This is a genomic window from Streptomyces lanatus (genome assembly GCF_014655715.1).
GTDB lineage: Bacteria > Actinomycetota > Actinomycetes > Streptomycetales > Streptomycetaceae > Streptomyces > Streptomyces lanatus.
Genome location: NZ_BNBM01000015.1, coordinates 128,329 through 149,139, shown reverse-complemented (window position 1 = coordinate 149,139; position 20,811 = coordinate 128,329). Strand labels below are relative to the sequence as shown.

17 protein-coding genes are annotated in these 20,811 nt (G+C 69.1%); 15 read left to right on the top strand and 2 right to left on the bottom strand.

The genetic code is table 11. The features are described 5' to 3' along the window. The first annotated feature begins 111 nt into the window (after positions 1 to 111). The 15 genes from IE325_RS32710 to recQ all read left to right on the top strand — a co-directional run bounded on the left by IE325_RS32710 (position 112) and on the right by recQ (position 18,257). On the top strand, positions 112 to 471 hold the full coding sequence (locus IE325_RS32710; RefSeq protein WP_030950624.1) for an NADH-quinone oxidoreductase subunit A: 360 nt from the start codon (positions 112 to 114) through the stop codon (positions 469 to 471). Positions 472 to 486: 15 nt separating this feature from the next. Next, entirely contained in the window at positions 487 to 1,041 is a 555-nt protein-coding gene (locus IE325_RS32705) for a NuoB/complex I 20 kDa subunit family protein (protein ID WP_007383964.1), read from the top strand. Beyond that, positions 1,038 to 1,799 carry an NADH-quinone oxidoreductase subunit C gene (locus IE325_RS32700; RefSeq protein WP_190073726.1) on the top strand — a complete coding sequence of 254 codons (762 nt, stop codon included), beginning with the start codon at positions 1,038 to 1,040 and terminating at the stop codon, positions 1,797 to 1,799. Before IE325_RS32705 ends, IE325_RS32700 begins: the two co-directional genes overlap by 4 nt. Further along, positions 1,796 to 3,118, top strand: a complete 1,323-nt coding sequence (locus IE325_RS32695; RefSeq protein WP_190073725.1) for an NADH-quinone oxidoreductase subunit D — start codon at positions 1,796 to 1,798, stop codon at positions 3,116 to 3,118. Before IE325_RS32700 ends, IE325_RS32695 begins: the two co-directional genes overlap by 4 nt. Then, on the top strand, positions 3,115 to 3,987 hold the full coding sequence (gene nuoE / locus IE325_RS32690; RefSeq protein ID WP_190073724.1) for an NADH-quinone oxidoreductase subunit NuoE: 873 nt from the start codon (positions 3,115 to 3,117) through the stop codon (positions 3,985 to 3,987). The genes IE325_RS32695 and nuoE overlap by 4 nt, the downstream gene beginning before the upstream one ends. Beyond that, positions 3,987 to 5,336: an NADH-quinone oxidoreductase subunit NuoF gene (gene nuoF, locus IE325_RS32685; RefSeq protein WP_373315256.1), complete on the top strand. Its 1,350-nt coding sequence runs from the start codon at positions 3,987 to 3,989 to the stop codon at positions 5,334 to 5,336. Before nuoE ends, nuoF begins: the two co-directional genes overlap by 1 nt. Beyond that, positions 5,333 to 7,837 carry an NADH-quinone oxidoreductase subunit G gene (locus tag IE325_RS32680; RefSeq protein ID WP_190073722.1) on the top strand — a complete coding sequence of 835 codons (2,505 nt, stop codon included), beginning with the start codon at positions 5,333 to 5,335 and terminating at the stop codon, positions 7,835 to 7,837. The genes nuoF and IE325_RS32680 overlap by 4 nt, the downstream gene beginning before the upstream one ends. Next, positions 7,834 to 9,210 carry an NADH-quinone oxidoreductase subunit NuoH gene (gene nuoH / locus IE325_RS32675; protein ID WP_190073721.1) on the top strand — a complete coding sequence of 459 codons (1,377 nt, stop codon included), beginning with the start codon at positions 7,834 to 7,836 and terminating at the stop codon, positions 9,208 to 9,210. The genes IE325_RS32680 and nuoH overlap by 4 nt, the downstream gene beginning before the upstream one ends. Beyond that, the gene (nuoI, locus tag IE325_RS32670; RefSeq protein WP_190073720.1) at positions 9,203 to 9,805 is read left to right on the top strand and encodes an NADH-quinone oxidoreductase subunit NuoI; all 603 of its coding nucleotides are present in this window, start codon (positions 9,203 to 9,205) and stop codon (positions 9,803 to 9,805) included. The genes nuoH and nuoI overlap by 8 nt, the downstream gene beginning before the upstream one ends. Next, positions 9,802 to 10,644: an NADH-quinone oxidoreductase subunit J gene (locus IE325_RS32665; protein WP_190073719.1), complete on the top strand. Its 843-nt coding sequence runs from the start codon at positions 9,802 to 9,804 to the stop codon at positions 10,642 to 10,644. The genes nuoI and IE325_RS32665 overlap by 4 nt, the downstream gene beginning before the upstream one ends. Further along, positions 10,641 to 10,940: an NADH-quinone oxidoreductase subunit NuoK gene (gene nuoK / locus IE325_RS32660; RefSeq protein WP_190073718.1), complete on the top strand. Its 300-nt coding sequence runs from the start codon at positions 10,641 to 10,643 to the stop codon at positions 10,938 to 10,940. The genes IE325_RS32665 and nuoK overlap by 4 nt, the downstream gene beginning before the upstream one ends. A 16-nt stretch (positions 10,941 to 10,956) precedes the next feature. Next, entirely contained in the window at positions 10,957 to 12,870 is a 1,914-nt protein-coding gene (gene nuoL, locus IE325_RS32655; RefSeq protein ID WP_190073717.1) for an NADH-quinone oxidoreductase subunit L, read from the top strand. Positions 12,871 to 12,875: 5 nt separating this feature from the next. Then, a complete protein-coding gene (locus tag IE325_RS32650; RefSeq protein WP_190073716.1) occupies positions 12,876 to 14,447 on the top strand; it encodes an NADH-quinone oxidoreductase subunit M in 1,572 nt (523 codons plus the stop codon). Continuing rightward, positions 14,444 to 16,093 carry an NADH-quinone oxidoreductase subunit NuoN gene (gene nuoN, locus IE325_RS32645; protein ID WP_190073715.1) on the top strand — a complete coding sequence of 550 codons (1,650 nt, stop codon included), beginning with the start codon at positions 14,444 to 14,446 and terminating at the stop codon, positions 16,091 to 16,093. Before IE325_RS32650 ends, nuoN begins: the two co-directional genes overlap by 4 nt. Before the next feature lie 157 nt (positions 16,094 to 16,250). Next, positions 16,251 to 18,257, top strand: coding sequence for a DNA helicase RecQ (gene recQ, locus IE325_RS32640; protein WP_190073831.1), 2,007 nt, complete (start codon positions 16,251 to 16,253; stop codon positions 18,255 to 18,257). Positions 18,258 to 18,317: 60 nt separating this feature from the next. Here recQ and IE325_RS32635 read toward each other — a convergent pair whose 3' ends face one another. Together IE325_RS32635 and fahA are read right to left on the bottom strand one after the other, a co-directional pair. Beyond that, on the bottom strand, positions 18,318 to 19,256 hold the full coding sequence (locus IE325_RS32635; protein WP_190073714.1) for a M56 family metallopeptidase: 939 nt from the start codon (positions 19,254 to 19,256) through the stop codon (positions 18,318 to 18,320). A 273-nt stretch (positions 19,257 to 19,529) separates the two neighbouring features. Beyond that, entirely contained in the window at positions 19,530 to 20,750 is a 1,221-nt protein-coding gene (fahA, locus tag IE325_RS32630) for a fumarylacetoacetase (protein ID WP_190073713.1), read from the bottom strand. Positions 20,751 to 20,811: the final 61 nt, after the last annotated feature.

Genomic DNA, 20,811 nt, shown 5'->3' with positions numbered 1-20,811 from the left:
CACATGTTCTCGATCTTCGCCGGGACGAGCGGGGCTCGTGGGACCGGTGGGGCGGCTGTGAGCCCAGTGCAACCGCCAGCAGTCAGTGCCGACTGAGAGGAGCGAGGAGCGGTGAACGCTTATGCGCCCATCCTCGTACTGGGAGCCCTCGGGGCAGGCTTTGCGATCTTCTCCGTGGTCATGGCCACGCTGATCGGTCCGAAGCGGTACAACCGGGCCAAGCTCGAGGCCTACGAGTGCGGCATCGAGCCGACCCCCACGCCGGCCGGCGGCGGGCGCTTCCCGATCAAGTACTACCTGACGGCGATGCTCTTCATCATCTTCGATATCGAGATCGTCTTCCTCTACCCCTGGGCCGTCACCTTCGACTCCCTGGGGATTTTCGGGCTCGTGGAGATGCTGCTCTTCGTGCTCACCGTCTTCGTCGCGTACGCGTACGTATGGCGGCGCGGCGGCCTGGAATGGGACTGAGGGGCTTTTAACGACATGGGACTCGAAGAAAAGCTGCCGAGCGGATTCCTGCTGACCACCGTCGAGCAGGCCGCGGGCTGGGTGCGCAAGGCGTCCGTCTTCCCGGCCACCTTCGGCCTCGCCTGCTGTGCCATCGAGATGATGACCACCGGCGCCGGCCGCTACGACCTGGCGCGCTTCGGCATGGAGGTCTTCCGCGGATCCCCGCGCCAGGCCGACCTGATGATCGTCGCCGGCCGGGTCAGCCAGAAGATGGCGCCGGTGCTCCGGCAGGTCTATGACCAGATGCCGAACCCCAAGTGGGTGATCTCCATGGGGGTCTGCGCCTCCTCGGGCGGCATGTTCAACAACTACGCGATCGTGCAGGGCGTCGACCACATCGTCCCGGTCGACATCTATCTGCCGGGCTGCCCGCCACGGCCCGAGATGCTGATGGACGCCATCCTCAAGCTCCACCAGAAGATCCAGTCCTCCAAGCTCGGTGTGAACGCCGAAGAGGCGGCCCGTGAGGCGGAGGAAGCGGCGCTCAAGGCCCTGCCCACGATCGAGATGAAGGGGCTGCTGCGGTGAGCGACGCGAACGGCACCAACGGGGCGAACGGGTCCAACGGGGTCAACCCCGAGAAGGACCTCTCCGCCTCCAACCTCCCGGGCCAGCGCGGCCAGGGCGGCGAGGAGATCCGCGTCCAGCGCGGGATGTTCGGCGCCAACAACGGCGGCGACACCTCCGGCTACGGCGGCCTCGTCCGCTCGGTCCGCCTCCCGGGCCCCGCGAGCCGCCCCTACGGAGGCTGGTTCGACGAAGTCGCCGACGAACTCGAAGGCGCCCTGGAGGAACAGGGACTCCTGCCCGACAACGCCATCGAGAAGACGGTCGTCGACCGGGACGAGATCACCTTCCACATCGAACGCGAGCACCTGCTCCGTGTCGCCCGCACCCTGCGCGACGACCCGGCCCTGCGCTTCGAGCTGTGCACCGGTGTCAGCGGCGTCCACTACCTGCAGGACAAGGGCCGCGAGCTGCACGCCGTCTACCACCTGCGCTCGATCACCCACAACCGGCTGATCCGCCTCGAGGTCAGCGCCCCCGACAGCGACCCGCACATCCCGTCGCTGGTCTCCGTCTATCCCACCAACGACTGGCACGAGCGCGAGACCTACGACTTCTTCGGCATCGTGTTCGACGGTCACCCGGCCCTGACGCGGATCATGATGCCAGACGACTGGCAGGGCCACCCGCAGCGCAAGGACTACCCCCTCGGCGGCATCCCCGTCGAGTACAAGGGCGCCCAGATCCCGGCTCCGGACCAGCGGAGGTCGTACTCGTGAGCACGCAGTCAGCATCCGCCCGTGAGACCACCGAGGGCACCGTATATACGGTCACCGGTGGCGACTGGGACGAGGTCGTCCAGGCCGCGGCCCGCGCCGACGACGAGCGCATCGTCCTCAACATGGGCCCCCAGCACCCCTCCACCCACGGAGTGCTCCGCCTGATCCTGGAGATCGACGGCGAGACGGTCACCGAGGCCCGCTGCGGCATCGGCTACCTCCACACCGGCATCGAGAAGAACCTCGAGTACCGGACCTGGACGCAGGGCACCACGTTCGTGACGCGCATGGACTACCTGACGTCCTTCTTCAACGAGACCGCCTACTGTCTCGCCGTCGAGAAGCTCCTCGGCATCGAGGACCAGATCACCGAGCGCGCCAAGATCATCCGGGTGCTCCTGATGGAGCTGAACCGGCTCTCCTCCCACCTGGTGTGCATCGCCACCGGCGGCATGGAGCTCGGCGCCACCACGATCATGATCTACGGATTCCGCGATCGTGAAATGATTCTCGACATCTACGAGCTGGTCACCGGCCTGCGCATGAACCACGCGTACATCCGGCCCGGCGGACTCGCCCAGGACCTGCCGCCCGGCGCGGTGGACCACATCCGCGAGTTCGTGAAGAAGATGAAGAAGAACCTCCCGGAGTACGACAAGCTCGCCACCGGGAACCCCATCTTCAAGGCCCGCATGCAGGACGTCGGCTATCTCGACCTGGCCGGTTGCATGGCCCTCGGCGCGACGGGCCCGATCCTGCGCTCCACCGGTCTCCCGCACGACCTGCGCAAGACGCAGCCGTACTGCGACTACGAGACCTACGACTTCGAGATCCCGACCGCCGACACCTGCGACTCCTACGGGCGCTTCCTGATCCGCCTGGAGGAGATGCGCCAGTCGCTCGGGATCGTCGAGCAGTGCCTGGACCGGCTCCAGCCCGGCCCGGTCATGGTCGCCGACAAGAAGATCGCCTGGCCCGCCCAGCTCGCCCTGGGTCCCGACGGGCTCGGCAACTCCCTCGACCACATCAAGAAGATCATGGGCACCTCCATGGAGGCCCTGATCCACCACTTCAAGCTGGTCACCGAGGGCTTCCGCGTTCCGCCGGGACAGGCGTACGCGGCTGTCGAGTCACCCAAGGGCGAACTCGGCGTGCACGCTGTGTCCGACGGCGGCACCCGTCCCTTCCGGGTCCACTTCCGCGACCCGTCCTTCACCAACCTGCAGGCCATGGCGGCGATGTGCGAGGGCGGCCAGGTCGCCGACGTCATCGTCGCCGTCGCGTCCATCGACCCCGTGATGGGAGGCGTCGACCGGTGACCACCTCTTCTTCCGAGCGGGGCGTCAGCCTGGGCATGCCCGAACTGCCCGCGCCCGCCTACCCGGACGACGTCCGGGCCCGGCTGGAGACCGACGCGCGCGAGATCATCGCCCGATACCCGGACTCCCGCTCCGCGCTCCTGCCGTTGCTGCACCTCGTGCAGTCGGAGGAGGGCCATGTCACGCGCACCGGGATGCAGTTCTGCGCGGACGTACTGGAGCTGACCACGGCCGAGGTCACCGCGGTCGCGACCTTCTACACCATGTACCGGCGCAGGCCGAGCGGTGACTACCAGGTCGGTGTCTGCACCAACACCCTCTGCGCGGTGATGGGCGGCGACGCGATCTTCGAGGAGCTCCAGGAGCACCTGGGCGTCGGCAACGGCGAGACCACCGCTGACGGCAAGGTCACCCTGGAGCACATCGAGTGCAACGCGGCCTGCGACTTCGCGCCGGTGGTGATGGTCAACTGGGAGTTCTTCGACAACCAGACCCCGGGCAGCGCCAAGCGCCTGGTCGACGACCTGCGCGAGGGCAGGCCGGTGGAGCCGACGCGCGGGGCTCGGCTGTGCACCTTCAAGGAGACCGCGCGGATCCTGGCCGGCTTCCCCGACGAGCGGCCCGGGGCCGTCGAGGAGAGCGGCGGTGCGGGACCGGCGTCGCTGGTGGGCCTCCGCCTGGCCAAGGGAGAGGTCGCACCCGCGCGCGTGGTCCATCCGCGCGATGGCGGCCCGCACGACGAGCCGCAGGGCAAGGCAGTGCACGACCCGTCGCCGGCTGAACACCTCAGCTCGCACGACGCGCCGCAGGAATCGTCCGCGTCCGACCCAGCCCACCCGGCAGGGCCTGTCGCCGAGGAGGGGGAGTGATGACGTTGGCACCAGAGCTGAAGGAAAACAGCCCCGAGAAGCTGCTCGCACCCGTGCTGTCGGCCTTCTGGGACGAGGACAGGTCCTGGACGCTGGACGTCTACCGAAGGCACGAGGGGTACGAGGGGCTGCGCAAGGCACTCGCCATGTCGCCGGACGACCTGATCGCGTACGTCAAGGACTCCGGTCTGCGTGGACGCGGCGGCGCGGGATTCCCGACGGGAATGAAATGGCAGTTCATTCCCCAGGGTGATGGAAAACCGCACTATCTAGTTGTCAACGCCGACGAATCGGAGCCCGGGACGTGCAAGGACATCCCGCTCCTGTTCGCGAACCCGCATAGCCTCATCGAGGGCATTGTCATCGCGTGTTATGCCATCAGGTCTTCGCATGCCTTCATCTATCTGCGTGGTGAAGTCGTCCCCGTTCTGCGGCGGTTGCACGAGGCCGTGCGCGAGGCCTACGCGGCGGGCTTCCTCGGCGAGAACATCCTGGGCAGCGGACTCGACCTCGAACTCACCGTGCACGCCGGCGCCGGCGCGTACATCTGCGGTGAGGAGACCGCGCTGCTCGACTCGCTCGAAGGCCGCCGTGGACAACCGCGGCTTCGTCCCCCCTTCCCTGCGGTGGCAGGTCTCTACGCCTGCCCGACTGTTGTGAACAACGTCGAGTCGATCGCGTCGGTTCCCGCGATTCTGCATCGGGGCAAAGAATGGTTCCGCTCGATGGGCAGCGAGAAGTCCCCGGGCTTCACGCTCTACTCGCTCAGCGGCCATGTCGCCAGCCCCGGCCAGTACGAGGCCCCGCTCGGCATCACCCTGCGCCAGCTCCTCGAGATGAGCGGCGGCATGCGCCCCGGCCATCGCCTGAAGTTCTGGACGCCGGGCGGCTCCTCCACACCGATGTTCACCGACGAGCACCTCGACGTCCCCCTCGACTACGAGGGCGTGGGCGCCGCCGGTTCCATGCTCGGCACCAAGGCCCTGCAGTGCTTCGACGAGACGACCTGCGTCGTACGCGCCGTCACCCGCTGGACCGAGTTCTACGCCCACGAGTCCTGCGGCAAGTGCACGCCCTGCCGTGAAGGCACGTACTGGCTCGTGCAGTTGCTGCGCGACATCGAGGCCGGCAAGGGCGTCATGAGCGACCTCGACAAGCTGAACGACATCGCCGACAACATCAACGGCAAGTCCTTCTGCGCCCTCGGCGACGGCGCCGCCTCGCCGATCTTCTCCTCGCTGAAGTACTTCCGCGAGGAGTACGAGCAGCACATCACGGGCCGTGGCTGCCCCTTCGACCCGGCCAAGTCGACGGCCTGGGCCGATCACCGCACGGAGGTGAACGCATGACCGTGACCACCAATGCTCCCTCGGGAGGGGGAGGGGCGGCGGTCCCGCCGGAAGATCTCGTCTCGCTGACGATCGACGGCGTCGAGATCAGCGTGCCGAAGGGCACCCTGGTCATCCGCGCCGCCGAGCAGCTCGGCATCGAGATCCCCCGCTTCTGCGACCACCCCCTCCTCGACCCGGCCGGCGCCTGCCGCCAGTGCATCGTCGAGGTCGAGGGCCAGCGCAAGCCGATGGCGTCCTGCACGATCACGTGCACGGACGGCATGGTCGTCAAGACGCACCTCACCTCGCCGGTCGCCGAGAAGGCGCAGCACGGTGTGATGGAGCTGCTCCTCATCAACCACCCGCTGGACTGCCCGGTCTGCGACAAGGGCGGTGAGTGCCCGCTGCAGAACCAGGCCATGTCGCACGGCCAGTCCGAGTCCCGCTTCGAGGGCAGGAAGCGGACGTTCGAGAAGCCCGTCCCGATCTCCACACAGGTACTGCTCGACCGAGAGCGGTGCGTGCTGTGCGCGCGCTGCACCCGGTTCTCCAACCAGGTCGCGGGCGACCCGATGATCGAGCTCCTGGAGCGGGGCGCGCTCCAGCAGGTCGGCACCGGTGAGGGCGACCCCTTCGAGTCGTACTTCTCCGGCAACACCATCCAGATCTGCCCGGTCGGCGCGCTCACCTCGGCGGCGTACCGGTTCCGCTCCCGCCCCTTCGACCTCGTGTCGTCCCCGAGCGTCTGCGAGCACTGCTCCGGCGGCTGCGCCACCCGCACCGACCACCGGCGCGGCAAGGTCATGCGCCGCCTCGCGGCCAACGACCCCGAGGTCAACGAGGAGTGGATCTGCGACAAGGGCCGGTTCGGCTTCCGCTACGCCCAGCAGCGCGACCGGCTCCAGACGCCGCTGGTGCGCAACGCGGAGGGTGACCTCGAACCGGCTTCCTGGCCGGAGGCGCTGCAGATCGCCGCGCAGGGCCTGCTCGCCTCGCGCGGCCGCACCGGTGTGCTGACCGGCGGCCGGCTCACCGTCGAGGACGCCTACGCGTACAGCAAGTTCGCGCGCGTGGCGCTCGACACCAACGACATCGACTTCCGCGCGCGCGTGCACAGCGGCGAGGAGGCCGACTTCCTGGCGGCCCGGGTCGCGGGCCGCGGCCGTGACCTCGACGGTACGGGCGGCTCGTACGCCTCTCTGGAGAAGGCACCGGCCGTCCTGCTGGCCGGGTTCGAGGCCGAGGAGGAGGCACCCGGGATCTTCCTGAGGCTGCGCAAGGCATGGCGCAAGCACGGCCAGAAGGTCTTCTCGCTCGCCACGCACGCGACACGCGGCCTGGAGAAGGCGGGCGGCACGCTGCTACCGGCCGCTCCTGGTACCGAGACCGAGTGGCTGGACGCGCTCGCGGGCGGCGTCGGCCTGGACGAGGCCGGCACGCGGGCGTCCGAGGCGTTGCGCACCGAGGGCTCGGTGATCGTCGTCGGCGAGCGGTTGGCCGCCGTCGAGGGCGGGCTCACCGCCGCCGTACGGGCCGCGACCGCGACCGGCGCCGAACTGGTGTGGATCCCGCGCCGGGCCGGTGAGCGCGGTGCCGTAGAGGCGGGCGCGCTGCCGTCGCTGCTGCCTGGCGGACGACCGGCGACCGACCCACGCGCGCGTGAGGAGGTCGCCGCCGTCTGGGGGCTGGCCGAACTCCCGCTGCGCTACGGCCGCGACACCGGCCAGATCGTCGAGGCCGCCGCGACCGGCGAACTCCAGGCCCTGCTGGTCGCGGGCGTAGAGGTCGCCGACCTGCCCGACCCGGCACGCGCGCGTGAGGCGCTCGGCGAGGTCGGCTTCGTGGTGTCGCTGGAACTGCGGCCCGGTGAGGTGACCGAGCTCGCCGACGTCGTGCTGCCGGTCGCCGCGGTCGCCGAGAAGGCCGGCACCTTCCTCAACTGGGAAGGCAGGGTGCGCTTCTTCGAGGCCGCGCTCAAGCCCGACCAGATGACGCGCCGCCTGGCGCCGACCGACGCGCGCGCCCTGCAGATGCTGGCCGACGCCATGGACGTACACCTGGGCCTGCCCGATCTGCGCACCACGCGCGCGGAGATCGACCGGCTTGGGCCCTGGGACGGAACGAGGGCCACCGAGCCCTTCCAGACCGCCGCCCCGTCGCCGCGGCCCGCCGCCGGCGAGGCCGTCCTCGCCGGGCACCGGCTGCTGCTCGACCAGGGCCGTCTCCAGGAGGGCGACGAGGCGCTGGCCGGGACCCGGCACGCCGCCCACGCGCGCGTGTCGGCCGCCACGGCCGCCGAGGCCGGAGTGAAGGACGGCGACGTCCTTGCCGTGACCGGCCCCGCCGGAACCGTCGAACTGCCGCTGCAGATCACGGAGATGCCCGACCGGGTGGTGTGGCTCCCGCTGAACTCGGCGGGTGGCGGCGTCGCCTCCGACACCGGGGCGCTGCCCGGCGCACTCGTCCGCATCGGCCCGGCGACCCTCGCGTCCGAGGCCCCCGAGGAGGTGGAGGCATGAGCCCTTTCCTCGCCGCTGAAGACCTCTCGATGTTCGGCCGCGACCCCTGGTGGCTGGTCGTCATCAAGGCGGTGTTCTGCTTCGCCTTCCTGATGGTGACCGTGCTGTTCTCCATCGTGTGGGAGCGCAAGGTCGTCGCCTGGATGCAGCTGCGCATCGGGCCCAACCGGCACGGCCCCTGGGGCATGCTCCAGTCGCTCGCCGACGGCATCAAGCTGATGCTGAAGGAAGACGTCATCGTCAAACGCGCGGACAAGGTGGTCTACGTCCTCGCACCGATCGTCGCGGCCATCCCGGCCTTCATGGCGATCGCGGTGATCCCCTTCGGCCCGGCCGGCAACGAGATCTCGATCTTCGGCCACCGCACCACGATGCAGCTCACCGACCTGCCGATCGCGATGCTCTACATCCTCGCGGTCGCCTCGGTCGGCATCTACGGCATCGTGCTCGCGGGTTGGAGTTCTGGATCCACCTATCCGCTGCTCGGTGGCCTGCGTTCCTGCGCGCAGATGATCTCCTATGAGATCGCGATGGGCGCCGCCTTCGCCTCGGTGTTCCTCTACTCCGGTTCGATGTCGACCTCGGCGATCGTCGAGGCGCAGCAGGACCGCTGGTACATCGTGCTGCTGCCGGTGTCCTTCCTGATCTACATCGTGACCATGGTCGGTGAGACCAACCGCGCCCCCTTCGACATGCCCGAGTCCGAGGGCGACCTGGTGGGCGGCTTCAACACCGAGTACTCGTCCATCAAGTTCGCGATGTTCATGCTCGCCGAGTACGTGAACATGGTGACGGTCTCGGCCGTGTCGGTGACGCTCTTCCTGGGCGGCTGGCGGGCCCCGTATCCGGTCAGCACCTTCTGGGAGGGCGCCAACCACGGCTGGTGGCCGCTGCTCTGGTTCGTGATCAAGGTCCAGCTGCTGCTGTTCTTCTTCATCTGGCTGCGCGGCACGCTCCCGCGCGTGCGCTACGACCAGCTGATGAAGCTCGGCTGGAAGGTCCTCATCCCGGTCTCCGTCGTCTGGCTGATGCTCGTCGCGACCGTGCGGACCCTGCGCAACGAGAACTACGACTTCGCCGACATCGCCCTCTACGTCGGCGGCGGCGTCCTCGCGCTGCTCCTGCTCTCCTTCATCGCCGACATGTTCCGCGAGAAGGCCAAGGGAGCCGAGGCGGCCGCCGAGGAACCCACCGGCTTCGACGCGATGGCGGGCGGATTCCCCGTACCGCCGCTGCCGGGACAGGAGTTGCCGCCGGTGCCGCGTCGCCGCTCGCACCGTGAGCGGGAGCTGATTGTCAGTGGTGGGCCCGATACTCAGAGTGATGGATCTCTGGGTGGATCTACGGATGGAAAGGAGGCGTCCGATGGCTGAGGAGCCCAAGGAGACCAAGCCCGGTTTCCTGAACCCCGTGGCCGGCTTCGGCGTGACCTTCAAGGCCATGTTCAAGAAGCGGCTGACCGAGCAGTACCCGGAGCAGCAGAAGACCACCGCTCCGCGCTTCCACGGACGGCACCAGCTCAACCGCCATCCGGACGGCCTGGAGAAGTGCGTCGGCTGCGAGCTGTGCGCCTGGGCCTGCCCCGCCGACGCCATCTATGTGGAGGGCGCCGACAACACCGAAGAGGAGCGCTACTCGCCTGGCGAGCGGTACGGGCGCGTGTACCAGATCAACTACGCCCGCTGCATCCTCTGCGGCCTGTGCATCGAGGCGTGCCCCACGCGCGCGCTCACGATGACCAATGAGTTCGAGCTGGCGGACTCCAGCCGCGCCAACCTCATCTACACCAAGGAGCAGCTGCTCGCCGGTCTCGAGGACGGCATGGTCGACACGCCCCACGCCATCTACCCGGGGACCGACGAGCAGGACTACTACCGGGGTCTGGTGACCGAGGCCGCTCCCGGTACGGAGCCCCAGGTCGCCGTCTCCAAGGGCGAGAAGCCTGAAGACGAGGAGGTGGACGCATGAGCGCGCAGCTCGCCGCCTACTCCACCTCCACCGGCGAGGCCTTCCAGTTCTGGGTCCTGGGCACCGTCGCCGTGATCGGCGCCCTGTGCACCGTATTCATGAAGAAGGCCGTGCACAGCGCCCTCTGCCTGGCCGGGACCATGATCATCCTGGCCGTCTTCTACCTCGCCAACGGCGCCTACTTCCTGGGCATCGTGCAGATCGTCGTCTACACCGGCGCGATCATGATGCTGTTCCTGTTCGTGGTGATGCTGGTCGGCGTCACGGCCGCGGACTCCCTGAAGGAGACCATCAAGGGCCAGCGCTGGCTGGCCCTTCTCTGCGGGCTCGGCTTCGGCATCCTGCTGATCGGCGGCATCGGGAACGCCTCCATCACGGAGTTCAACGGCCTCGCCCAGGCGAACGCGAACGGCAATGTGGAGGGCCTCGCCGCTCTCATCTTCACCAAGTACGTCTTCGCCTTCGAGATCACCGGCGCCCTGCTGATCACGGCCGCCATCGGCGCCATGGTGCTCACGCACCGCGAGCGCACCGAGCGCGCCAAGACCCAGCGCGAGCTGTCCGAGGAGCGCATCCGGGAGGGCAAGCACATCCCGCCGCTGCCGGCCCCCGGCGTCTACGCCCGGCACAACGCCGTGGACATCGCGGGCCTGCTGCCCGACGGCACCCCCTCCGACCTCACCGTCAGCAAGACGCTGCGTGAGCGCGGTCAGATCCGTGACGTGTCCACCGAGGCGCTCAACGACCTGAAGGCGCTGGAGCAGCGGGCGGAGGAGCGGCTGGAACGCACCGCGATCGAGCCGTCGACCTTCAAGCGGCCAGAGGAGGCGTCGAAGTGAACCCGGTCAACTACCTCTATCTCGCGGCCCTGTTGTTCTCGATCGGCGCCACCGGCGTACTGATCAGACGCAACGCGATCGTCGTGTTCATGTGCATCGAGCTCATGCTCAACGCCTGCAACCTGACGCTCGTCGCCTTCTCCCGGATGCACGGCAATCTCGACGGCCAGATCATCGCCTTCTTCACGATGGTCGTCGCCGCCGCGGAGGTCGTCGTCGGGCTGGCGATCATCGTGTCGCTGTTCCGTTCCCGCCACTCGGCCTCGGTCGACGACGCCAGCCTGATGAAGCTCTGAGGGGTCGGAAGAAAACGTGGAGAACCTGATTGCGCTGCTGATCGCGGCGCCCCTGCTCGGAGCGGCCGTACTGCTGTGCGGCGGCCGGCGTCTGGACGCCGTCGGCCAGTGGATCGGCACGCTCCTGTCGTTCGCCTCCTTCGCCTTCGGCGTGGTCCTCTTCGCCGACCTGCTGGGCAAGGACCCCGAACAGCGGACCCTCACCCAGCACCTGTTCAGCTGGATCCAGGTCGAGAGCTTCCAGGCGGACGTCGCCTTCCGCCTCGACCAGCTGTCGATGACGTTCGTGCTGCTGATCACCGGCGTCGGCTCGCTGATCCACCTGTACTCGGTCGGGTACATGGAGCACGACGAGCGGCGCCGCCGCTTCTTCGGCTATCTGAACCTGTTCCTCGCGGCGATGCTGCTGCTCGTCCTCGCCGACAACTACCTGCTGCTGTACGTCGGCTGGGAGGGCGTCGGTCTCGCCTCGTACCTGCTGATCGGCTTCTGGCAGCACAAGCCCAGCGCCGCCACCGCCGCGAAGAAGGCCTTCCTGGTCAACCGCGTCGGCGACATGGGCCTGTCCATCGCGATCATGCTGATGTTCCTGTGGTTCGGCACCTTCGCCTTCGGGCCGCTGCTCGGCGGCGAGGGAGAGCCCGGCATGGTCGGGGACGCGAGCGAGGGCAAACTCACCGCGATCGGCCTGATGCTGCTGCTCGCCGCCTGCGGCAAGTCCGCCCAGGTACCGCTGCAGTCCTGGCTCGGGGACGCGATGGAGGGCCCGACCCCGGTCTCGGCCCTCATCCACGCCGCGACGATGGTGACCGCGGGTGTCTACCTGATCGTCCGCTCCGGCGCCATCTTCAACGCGGCGCCCGACGCACAGTTGGTCGTCACGATCGTCGGCGCCGTCACGCTCCTCTTCGGTGCCATCGTCGGTTGCGCGAAGGACGACATCAAGAAGGCGCTCGCCGGATCGACCATGTCGCAGATCGGCTACATGGTCCTCGCCGCCGGCCTCGGCCCGATCGGCTACGTCTTCGCGATCATGCACCTGGTGACGCACGGCTTCTTCAAGGCCGGGCTGTTCCTCGGCGCAGGCTCGGTCATGCACGGCATGAACGACGAGGTCGACATGCGCAAGTACGGCGGCCTGCGCAAGTACATGCCGGTCACCTTTGTGACGTTCGGCCTCGGCTACCTCGCGATCATCGGCTTCCCAGGTCTGTCCGGCTTCTTCTCCAAGGACAAGATCATCGAGGCGGCGTTCGCCAAGGGCGGCACCGAGGGCTGGATCCTCGGCGGCTGCGCGCTGCTGGGCGCCGCGATCACCGCGTTCTACATGACGCGCGTGATGCTGATGACCTTCTTCGGCGAGAAGCGCTGGCAGCCGGACGAGAACGGCAACGAACCGCACCCGCACGAGTCGCCCAAGGTCATGACGATCCCCATGATCGTGCTGGCCGTCGGGTCGGTGGCAGCAGGCTTCCTGTTCAACTGGCAGAGCAGCTTCATCCACTGGCTGGAGCCCATCACCGGTCACGACCACGGCCACGCGCCGCTCAGTGCGGGAGTCATCACCGGCGCCACCGTCGCCTGCATGGTCATCGGCGTCGCCATCGCCTATGGCCAGTACGGCCGCCGCCCGGTCCCGGCCGTCGCCCCGCGCGGGTCGGTGCTCACCCGGGCCGCCCGGCGCGACCTGTACCAGGACGACTTCAACCACGTCGTCCTCGTCCGTGGCGGCGAGCACCTCACGCGGTCCCTGGTGTACGTCGACCACACCCTGGTCGACGGCGTCGTCAACGGCACGGCGGCCTCGGTCGGCGGCCTGTCCGGACGGATGCGCAGGCTCCAGAACGGCTTCGTGCGGTCGTACGCGGTCTCGATGTTCGGAGGTGTGGCGATCCTCATCGCCGCGACCCTGCTGATGAGGGCGGTCTGATACCGATGTCCTTTCCTCTGCTGACAGCCACGGCGGTGCTCCCGGCGATCGGGGCGATCGCCACGGCCGCCGTACCGGCCGCGCAGCGCACCGCCGCCAAATGGCTGGCGCTGCTCGTCTCGCTCGGCACACTCGCCCTCGCGATCACCGTCCTGGTCCGCTTCGACCCGGACGGCGACCGTTATCAGCTCACCGAATCGCACTCCTGGATCGCGGAGTTCGGGGTCCGCTACGAACTCGGCGTGGACGGCATCGCGGTCGCGCTGATCGCGCTGACGGCGCTGCTGATCCCGTTCATCATCCTCGCGGGCTGGCACGACGCCGACCCGCTGGAGACCGGCAGCAAGCGGTGGCGGCCCACCCAGGGCTTCTTCGCCCTGATCCTGGCCGTCGAGGCGATGGTGATCATCTCCTTCGAGGCCACCGACGTCTTCCTCTTCTACATCTTCTTCGAAGCCATGCTCATCCCGATGTACTTCCTCATCGGCGGCTTCGGGGACCGTGCCCATGAGCACGGCGAGAAGGCGGCGTCGACGCAACGGTCGTACGCCGCGGTGAAGTTCCTGCTCTACAACCTGGTCGGCGGTCTGATCATGCTGGCCGCGGTGATCGGCCTGTATGTGGTCGCCGGGAACTTCAGCCTCCAGGCGATCGCCGAGGCCCGTGCCAACGGCACGCTGGACATGGCGACCAACACCGAACGCTGGCTGTTCCTCGGCTTCTTCTTCGCCTTCGCGGTGAAGGCGCCGCTGTGGCCGCTGCACACCTGGCTGCCGAACGCGATGGGGGAGGCCACCGCTCCGGTCGCCGTCCTCATCACCGCGGTCGTCGACAAGGTGGGCACCTTCGCGATGCTCCGCTTCTGCCTCCAGCTGTTCCCGGAGGCCAGCAAGTGGGCGACGCCCGCGATCCTCGTCCTGGCGCTGATCAGCATCGTCTACGGGGCGCTGCTCGCGGTCGGCCAGCGGGACATGAAGCGCCTGATCGCGTACGCGTCGATCTCGCACTTCGGATTCATCATCATGGGCATCTTCGCGATGACCAGCCAGGGCCAGTCCGGCGCGACGCTGTACATGGTCAACCACGGGATCTCGACGGCCGCGTTGATGCTCGTGGCCGGCTTCCTGATCTCCCGGCGCGGCTCGCGGCTCATCGCCGACTACGGCGGTGTGCAGAAGGTCGCCCCGGTGCTCGCCGGCACCTTCCTGATCGGTGGCCTCGCGACGCTGTCGCTGCCGGGACTGGCGCCGTTCGTCAGTGAGTTCCTGGTCCTGGTCGGCACGTTCACGCGCTACCCGGTGATCGGCATCATCGCCACCTTCGGCATCGTGCTCGCCGCGCTCTATGTCCTCGTCCTCTACCAGCGGACGATGACGGGTCCGGTGAAGCCGGAGGTCTCCGCGATGCCCGACCTCAGGGTGCGTGAACTCGTGGTCGTCGCCCCGCTGATCGCACTGCTGATCTTCCTGGGCGTCTACCCGAAGCCCATCACGGACATCGTCAACCCGGCGGTCCAGCAGACCATGTCCGACGTCCATAAGAAGGATCCTCAGCCCGAGGTGGAGGCGGCCAAGTGAGCACATCAGCCGTCCACAGCCTGTGGACAAACGCGGCCGACCCGATCTTGAAGATCGACACGCCGAAGATCGAGTACGGGCAGCTGTCGCCCACCTTGATCGTTGTCGGTGCGGCGATCGTCGGCGTGCTGATCGAGGCGGTCGTGCCGCGCAAGGCGCGCTACTACGCCCAGGTGTTCGTCTCCGTCGTGGCGCTCGTCGCCGCCTTCGCCGCGGTCGTGGCGCTGGCAGCCGGCGGATACGCCACGACCAAGTCGGGCATCGCCGCGATGGGCGCGATCGCCGTCGACGGACCCGCTCTGTTCCTCCAGGGCACGATCCTGCTGGCGGGCCTGGTCGGCCTCTTCACGTTCGCCGAACGGCGGCTCGATCCGGAGGCGCACGGCAACCGGGTCGACTCCTTCGCCGCGCAGGCCGCGTCCGTGCCGGGCAGCGACAGCGAGAAGGCTGCGGTGAAGGCCGGGTTCACCACCACCGAGGTGTTCCCGCTGCTGCTGTTCGCCATCGCGGGCATGCTGATCTTCCCGGCGGCCAACGATCTGCTGACGCTGTTCATCGCCCTGGAAGTCCTCTCGCTCCCGCTGTACCTGATGTGCGCGCTGGCCCGGCGCAAGCGGCTGATGTCGCAGGAGGCCGCGGTCAAGTACTTCCTGCTGGGAGCCTTCGCCTCCGCGTTCACCCTGTTCGGCATCGCCCTGCTGTACGGGTACGCGGGTTCCGTGTCGTACGCGACGATCGCGCAGGTCGTCGACGGCACGGTGCCGGACGTCAGCCCGGCGCTCGCGGACACGATGGGCAACGACGCGCTGCTGCTCGTCGGCGCCGCGATGATCGTGATGGGCCTGCTGTTCAAGGTCGGCGCTGTGCCGTTCCACATGTGGACACCGGACGTCTACCAGGGCGCCCCGACGCCGGTCACCGGCTTCATGGCGGCGGCGACGAAGGTGGCCGCGTTCGGTGCGCTGCTGCGCATCCTGTACGTCGTGCTGCCTGGCCTTCGCTGGGACTGGCGGCCGGTCATGTGGGGCGTCGCGATCGTCACCATGCTGGGCGGTGCGATCGTCGCGATCACGCAGACCGACATCAAGCGGCTGCTGGCGTACTCGTCGATCGCGCACGCGGGATTCATCCTCGCGGGTGTCATCGCGACCACGCCGGACGGGGTGTCGTCCGTCCTCTTCTACCTGGCCGCGTACTCGTTCGTGACGATCGGGGCGTTCGCCGTGGTCACGCTGGTGCGCGATGCCGGTGGCGAGGCGACGCACCTGTCCAAGTGGGCCGGTCTGGGCCGCCGTTCGCCGCTGGTCGCGGCGGTGTTCGCGGTGTTCCTGCTGGCCTTCGCGGGCATTCCGCTGACCTCCGGCTTCGCCGGGAAGTTCGCCGTGTTCAAGGCGGCGGCGGAGGGCGGGGCCGGCCCGCTGGTGGTGGTCGGTGTGATCTCGTCCGCGATCGCGGCGTTCTTCTACATCCGCGTCATCGTCCTGATGTTCTTCAGCGAGCCGAAGCCGGAGGGGCCGACGGTCGCCGTGCCGTCGCCGCTGACGATGACGGCGATCGGGGTGGGCGTGGCGGTCACGCTGGTGCTGGGTGTGGCGCCGCAGTACTTCCTGGATCTGGCGAATCAGGCGGGAGTGTTCGTGCGCTGACGCGACGCTCGTCCGCTCGGCAGCGGCCCGGTTTCCCTCGGAGGGAGGCCGGGCCGCTGTCATGCGGCGGATGAGCCTGTGGATAACTCCGGCGCTGTCGGTCCTGGCCCCTATCGTGGAGGCAGTGGTCGAGGGACGACGTACGGGGGACATGGCGATGGGTGCGACGGGTGGGATCAGGGAGATGCCAGCGGTGACCGAGACGGCGCAGACCGGCGGCAGTGAGGCGCTGGCCGCGCTGCACCGGGTCTTCGGATACGAAGCCTTCCGGGGTGAGCAGGAAGCCGTCATCGAGCATGTGGTGGCGGGCGGCGATGCCGTCGTGCTCATGCCGACCGGTGGTGGAAAGTCGCTGTGCTACCAGATTCCGTCCCTGGTCAGACCGGGTACGGGCATCGTCGTCTCCCCCCTCATCGCGCTGATGCAGGACCAGGTGGACGCGCTGCGGGCGGCGGGTGTGCGTGCCGGGTTCGTCAATTCCACGCAGGACTTCGACGAGCGTCGGATCGTGGAGGCGGAGTTCCTGGCCGGTGAGCTGGATCTGCTCTATCTCGCGCCGGAGCGGCTGCGGCTCGATTCCACGTTGGATCTGCTGTCGCGCGGCAAGATCGCCGTGTTCGCGATCGACGAGGCGCACTGTGTGTCGCAGTGGGGCCATGACTTCCGGCCCGACTACCTCGCCCTGTCGCTGCTCGGCGAGCGCTGGCCGGACGTGCCGAGGATCGCGCTCACGGCGACGGCCACCCGTGCGACGCACCAGGAGATCACCCAGCGGCTCGGTATGCCGACGGCCCGGCATTTCGTGGCGAGCTTCGACCGGCCCAACATCCAGTACCGCATCGTGCCCAAGGCGGACCCGAAGAAGCAGCTGCTGAGCTTCCTGAGGGACGAGCACGCGGGCGACGCGGGCATCGTGTACTGCCTGTCCCGCAAGTCCGTGGAGGCCACGGCCGAGTTCCTGACCCGCAACGGCGTCGAGGCGGTGCCGTACCACGCGGGGCTGGACGCGGGCACGCGCGCGGCGCACCAGTCCCGGTTCCTGCGGGAGGAGGGCCTGGTCGTCGTGGCGACCATCGCCTTCGGGATGGGCATCGACAAGCCGGATGTGCGCTTCGTCGCCCACCTCGATCTGCCCAAGTCGGTCGAGGGCTACTACCAGGAGACCGGCCGCGCGGGACGTGACGGTCTGCCCTCCACGGCCTGGATGGCCTACGGACTCAACGACGTCATACAGCAGCGCAAGCTGATCCAGTCGGGCGAGGGCGACGAGGCGTTCCGGCGCCGGGCCGCCTCCCATCTGGACTCGATGCTGGCGCTGTGCGAGACCGCCCAGTGCCGGCGCGGTCAGCTGCTCGCCTACTTCGGCCAGGACCCCGATCCGGTGGGCTGCGGCAACTGCGACACCTGTCTGACACCGCCGGAGACCATGGATGGCACCGTCGCGGCACAGAAGGTGCTGTCGACCGTGGTGCGGCTCCAGCGGGAGCGCGGGCAGAAGTTCGGCGCGCTGCAGATCGTCGACATCCTGCTGGGCAAGCGCACGGGCAAGGTGATCCAGTTCGACCACGATCAGCTGTCCGTGTTCGGCATCGGCGAGGAGCTGAGCGAGGGCGAATGGCGGGGCGTCATCCGGCAGTTGCTGGCGCAGGGCCTGCTCGCGGTCGAGGGGGAGTACGGCACGCTCGTGCTGACCGAGGCCAGCGGGTCGGTGCTGCGGCGCGAGCGGGAGGTGCCGCTGCGCAAGGAGCCGAAGAAGCCGGCGACCTCACGGTCGGGGTCCGCGGGCTCCGGGCGCGGGGAGCGCAAGGCCAAGGCCGCGGTGGCCGAGCTGCCGGAGGAGCTGGCGCCGGCCTTCGAGGCACTGCGGGCGTGGCGTGCCGAGCAGGCTCGGGAGCAGGGGGTTCCGGCGTATGTGATCTTCCATGACGCGACGTTGCGGGAGATCTTGACGGTGTGGCCCGCGTCCGTGCGGGAGCTCGGGGGCGTCAGCGGGGTCGGGGAGAAGAAGCTGGCCACCTACGGGGAGGGCGTGCTCGAAGTGCTGGCCTCGGTGCGGGGCGGGGCCGATGCCGGGGCGGCGGGCGACGCGGCTCCCGGGGCCGATCAGGGGGCGGACGACTGGCCCGAGATGGAGGCGGAGCCGGAGCCGGAGGACTGGGCCTAGGGCCGGGGGGGCTACGGCGCCGGGACGAGGCTTCTCAGCTCAGCGGACCCGGTCCGGCGGTCACGTCAGGGCCGTCAGTCCGGGGGCGAAGGTGATCAGCAGGGGGAGCAGCGGCACCAGTGTGGCCAGTGTCGTCGTGAGGGCGCGGCGGCGGCGGTCCAGGCGTGGTGGCGGCTGGAGGAGGCGGTTGACGCGTTCGCCCAGGAGGCGGTGGGTGGAGGCGCAGGACAGGACGCCTCGGTGCTGGTTGAGCTCGATCAGGGCCAGGGCCGTCGTCAGGTGACCGCAGCGGCGGGAGGCCGTGTCGTCGGCGGCGAGTTCGACCAGGCGGTGGGTCTGGTCGCAGAAATGGGCGAACAACGGGATGCGGGGGAATCCGGTGGCAAGCGCGGTGGACAGGTGCAGCAGCCAGTCGTGGCGGGCACGGGCATGGCCACGCTCATGGGTGAGGACGGCGTCGAGCTGGTGGTCGGTCAGGCGGTGCAGGGCGCCCGTGGTGACGATCAGCTGCGAAGGGTTGCCCGGCATCCACCAGGCGTCCGGGTACTCGTCCTCCAGCACCAGCAGCGGGCCGCGCCCCGAGCCCAGGCCCGCCGGCAGATCGGGGGCGCGTTCGCGCAGGTGGGCCCTGGCCTGGCCGCGCCGCCGGCGCGCCTCGGAGAGCTCGCGGGCCAGCATCGCGGTCGTCCAGGCGGCACCGCAGGCCAGCAGCAGGGTGAGGGCGGCCGCCCAGGCGGGCGTGGCCGAGAGGTCGTACGCCTCCGTCACCGACGGCGGAGCCGGGGCGAAGAGCTGGGCGCGTACCGTGCCGAAGACGGCGGCGGTGCCCAGGGCCAGCGCCGTCAGGCAGCACAGCAGGACGGTGGCGACCAGGCACTGCCAGACCCAGAGCGCGACCACGGGTTCCCGTTCCGCCCAGGTGGCCCGGGTCAGCGCGCGGGGGACGGGCAGGGCGGCCGTCAGGGCGACGATGCTCAGCAGGAGCAGGCAGACGGTCATGCCATGGTCTCCGGATCCTGGACAGGGCGGGTGCGGGAGTGGCCGTACGGGGCGGTGGGACGCGAACGCCGGTTGGGGCGCGCTTCCCACCGCCAGCCAGTATGACGGTGACGGCCGGATGAGTCAGGGGGAAAGACTCGCCGAATGCCCTGTCGTGGCCGACCTTCTACGCGACTTTCCACGTGACCACGCACGTGGCCCTCGATTTGCCCGGAAACCGCGGCGCATCGCGAACCACCCCGGGAAAGCCGCCAGTTGGCCGGAATCCCGGTGTCACCCGGCCACGATCCGCCCCGTGACCTCGCCCAGTCCGACCCGTACGCCGCCGGGACCCGGTGCCCAGGCGGACAGCGTCACCACATCGCCGTTCTCCAGGAACGTCCGCTTGCCGTCGGGGAGTTCAAGGGCGTCCCGGCCGTTCCAGGTCAGCTCCAGCAGTGAGCCGCGCTCGCGTTCCGTGGGACCGCTGACCGTGCCGGAGCCATACAGATCGCCGGTGCGCAGGGAGGCGCCGTTCACCGTCATATGGGCGAGTTGCTGGGCGGCGGTCCAGTACATGGTGGAGAAGGGCGGCTCGGAGGCCACGTGGCCGTTGACGGCGACCGAGATACGCAGGTCGTAGCCGCCGGGTTCGGTCTCGGAGCCGGAGTCGTCCAGGTACGGCAGCAGGGGGTGCGTGCGCTGCGGCGGTGCCACCCGTGCCTCCTCCAGGGCGTCCAGCGGGGTGATCCACGCCGACACCGACGTGGTGAAGGACTTGCCGAGGAACGGGCCGAGGGGGACGTACTCCCAGGCCTGGATGTCGCGTGCCGACCAGTCGTTGAGCAGGCAGAGCCCGAAAACGTGCTCGCGATAGTCGCCCAGCGCCACCGGCTCGCCCATCCGCGAAGGCGTCCCGACGACGAAGCCGACCTCGGCCTCGATGTCCAGGCGGACCGACGGGCCGAAGACCGGTGCCGGGTCCGTGGGGGCCTTGCGCTGGCCCGACGGGCGTACGACGTCCGTGCCCGACACCACGACCGTGCCGGAGCGGCCGTGGTAACCGATGGGCAGGTGCTTCCAGTTGGGGGTGAGGGAGTCCGCGGCGTCGGGGCGGAAGATCTGGCCGACGTTCCGGGCGTGGTTCTCCGAGGCGTAGAAGTCGACGTAGTCGGCGACCTCGAAGGGGAGGTGCAGCGTCACCGAGGACAGGGGGTGCAGGAGGTCACGGACGGCCTCCTGGTGCGCCGGCACCGTCACCCAGGCCGTCAGCGCGCGCCGGACGTCCGACCAGGTGGTGCGGCCCGCGGCGAGCAGGGGGTTCAGAGAGTCCTGGGCGAGCAGTGGGGCGTACGGCGAGCCGAGCGCGTAGGCCGCCTTGCCCGCGTCGAGGACGTGGTCGCCGAGCCGGACGCCGACCCGTCGTGCGGAGTCCGCGCCGGGAAGGGAGAAGACGCCGTACGGAAGGTTGTGCGTGCCGAAGGGGTCGCCCTCGGGGAGATCGAAGGGGGGCATGGGGTGCTGCCTCACTCTCATCCGCTCCGTATGCCATGTGGTCGGGCCACACGTTACGGGT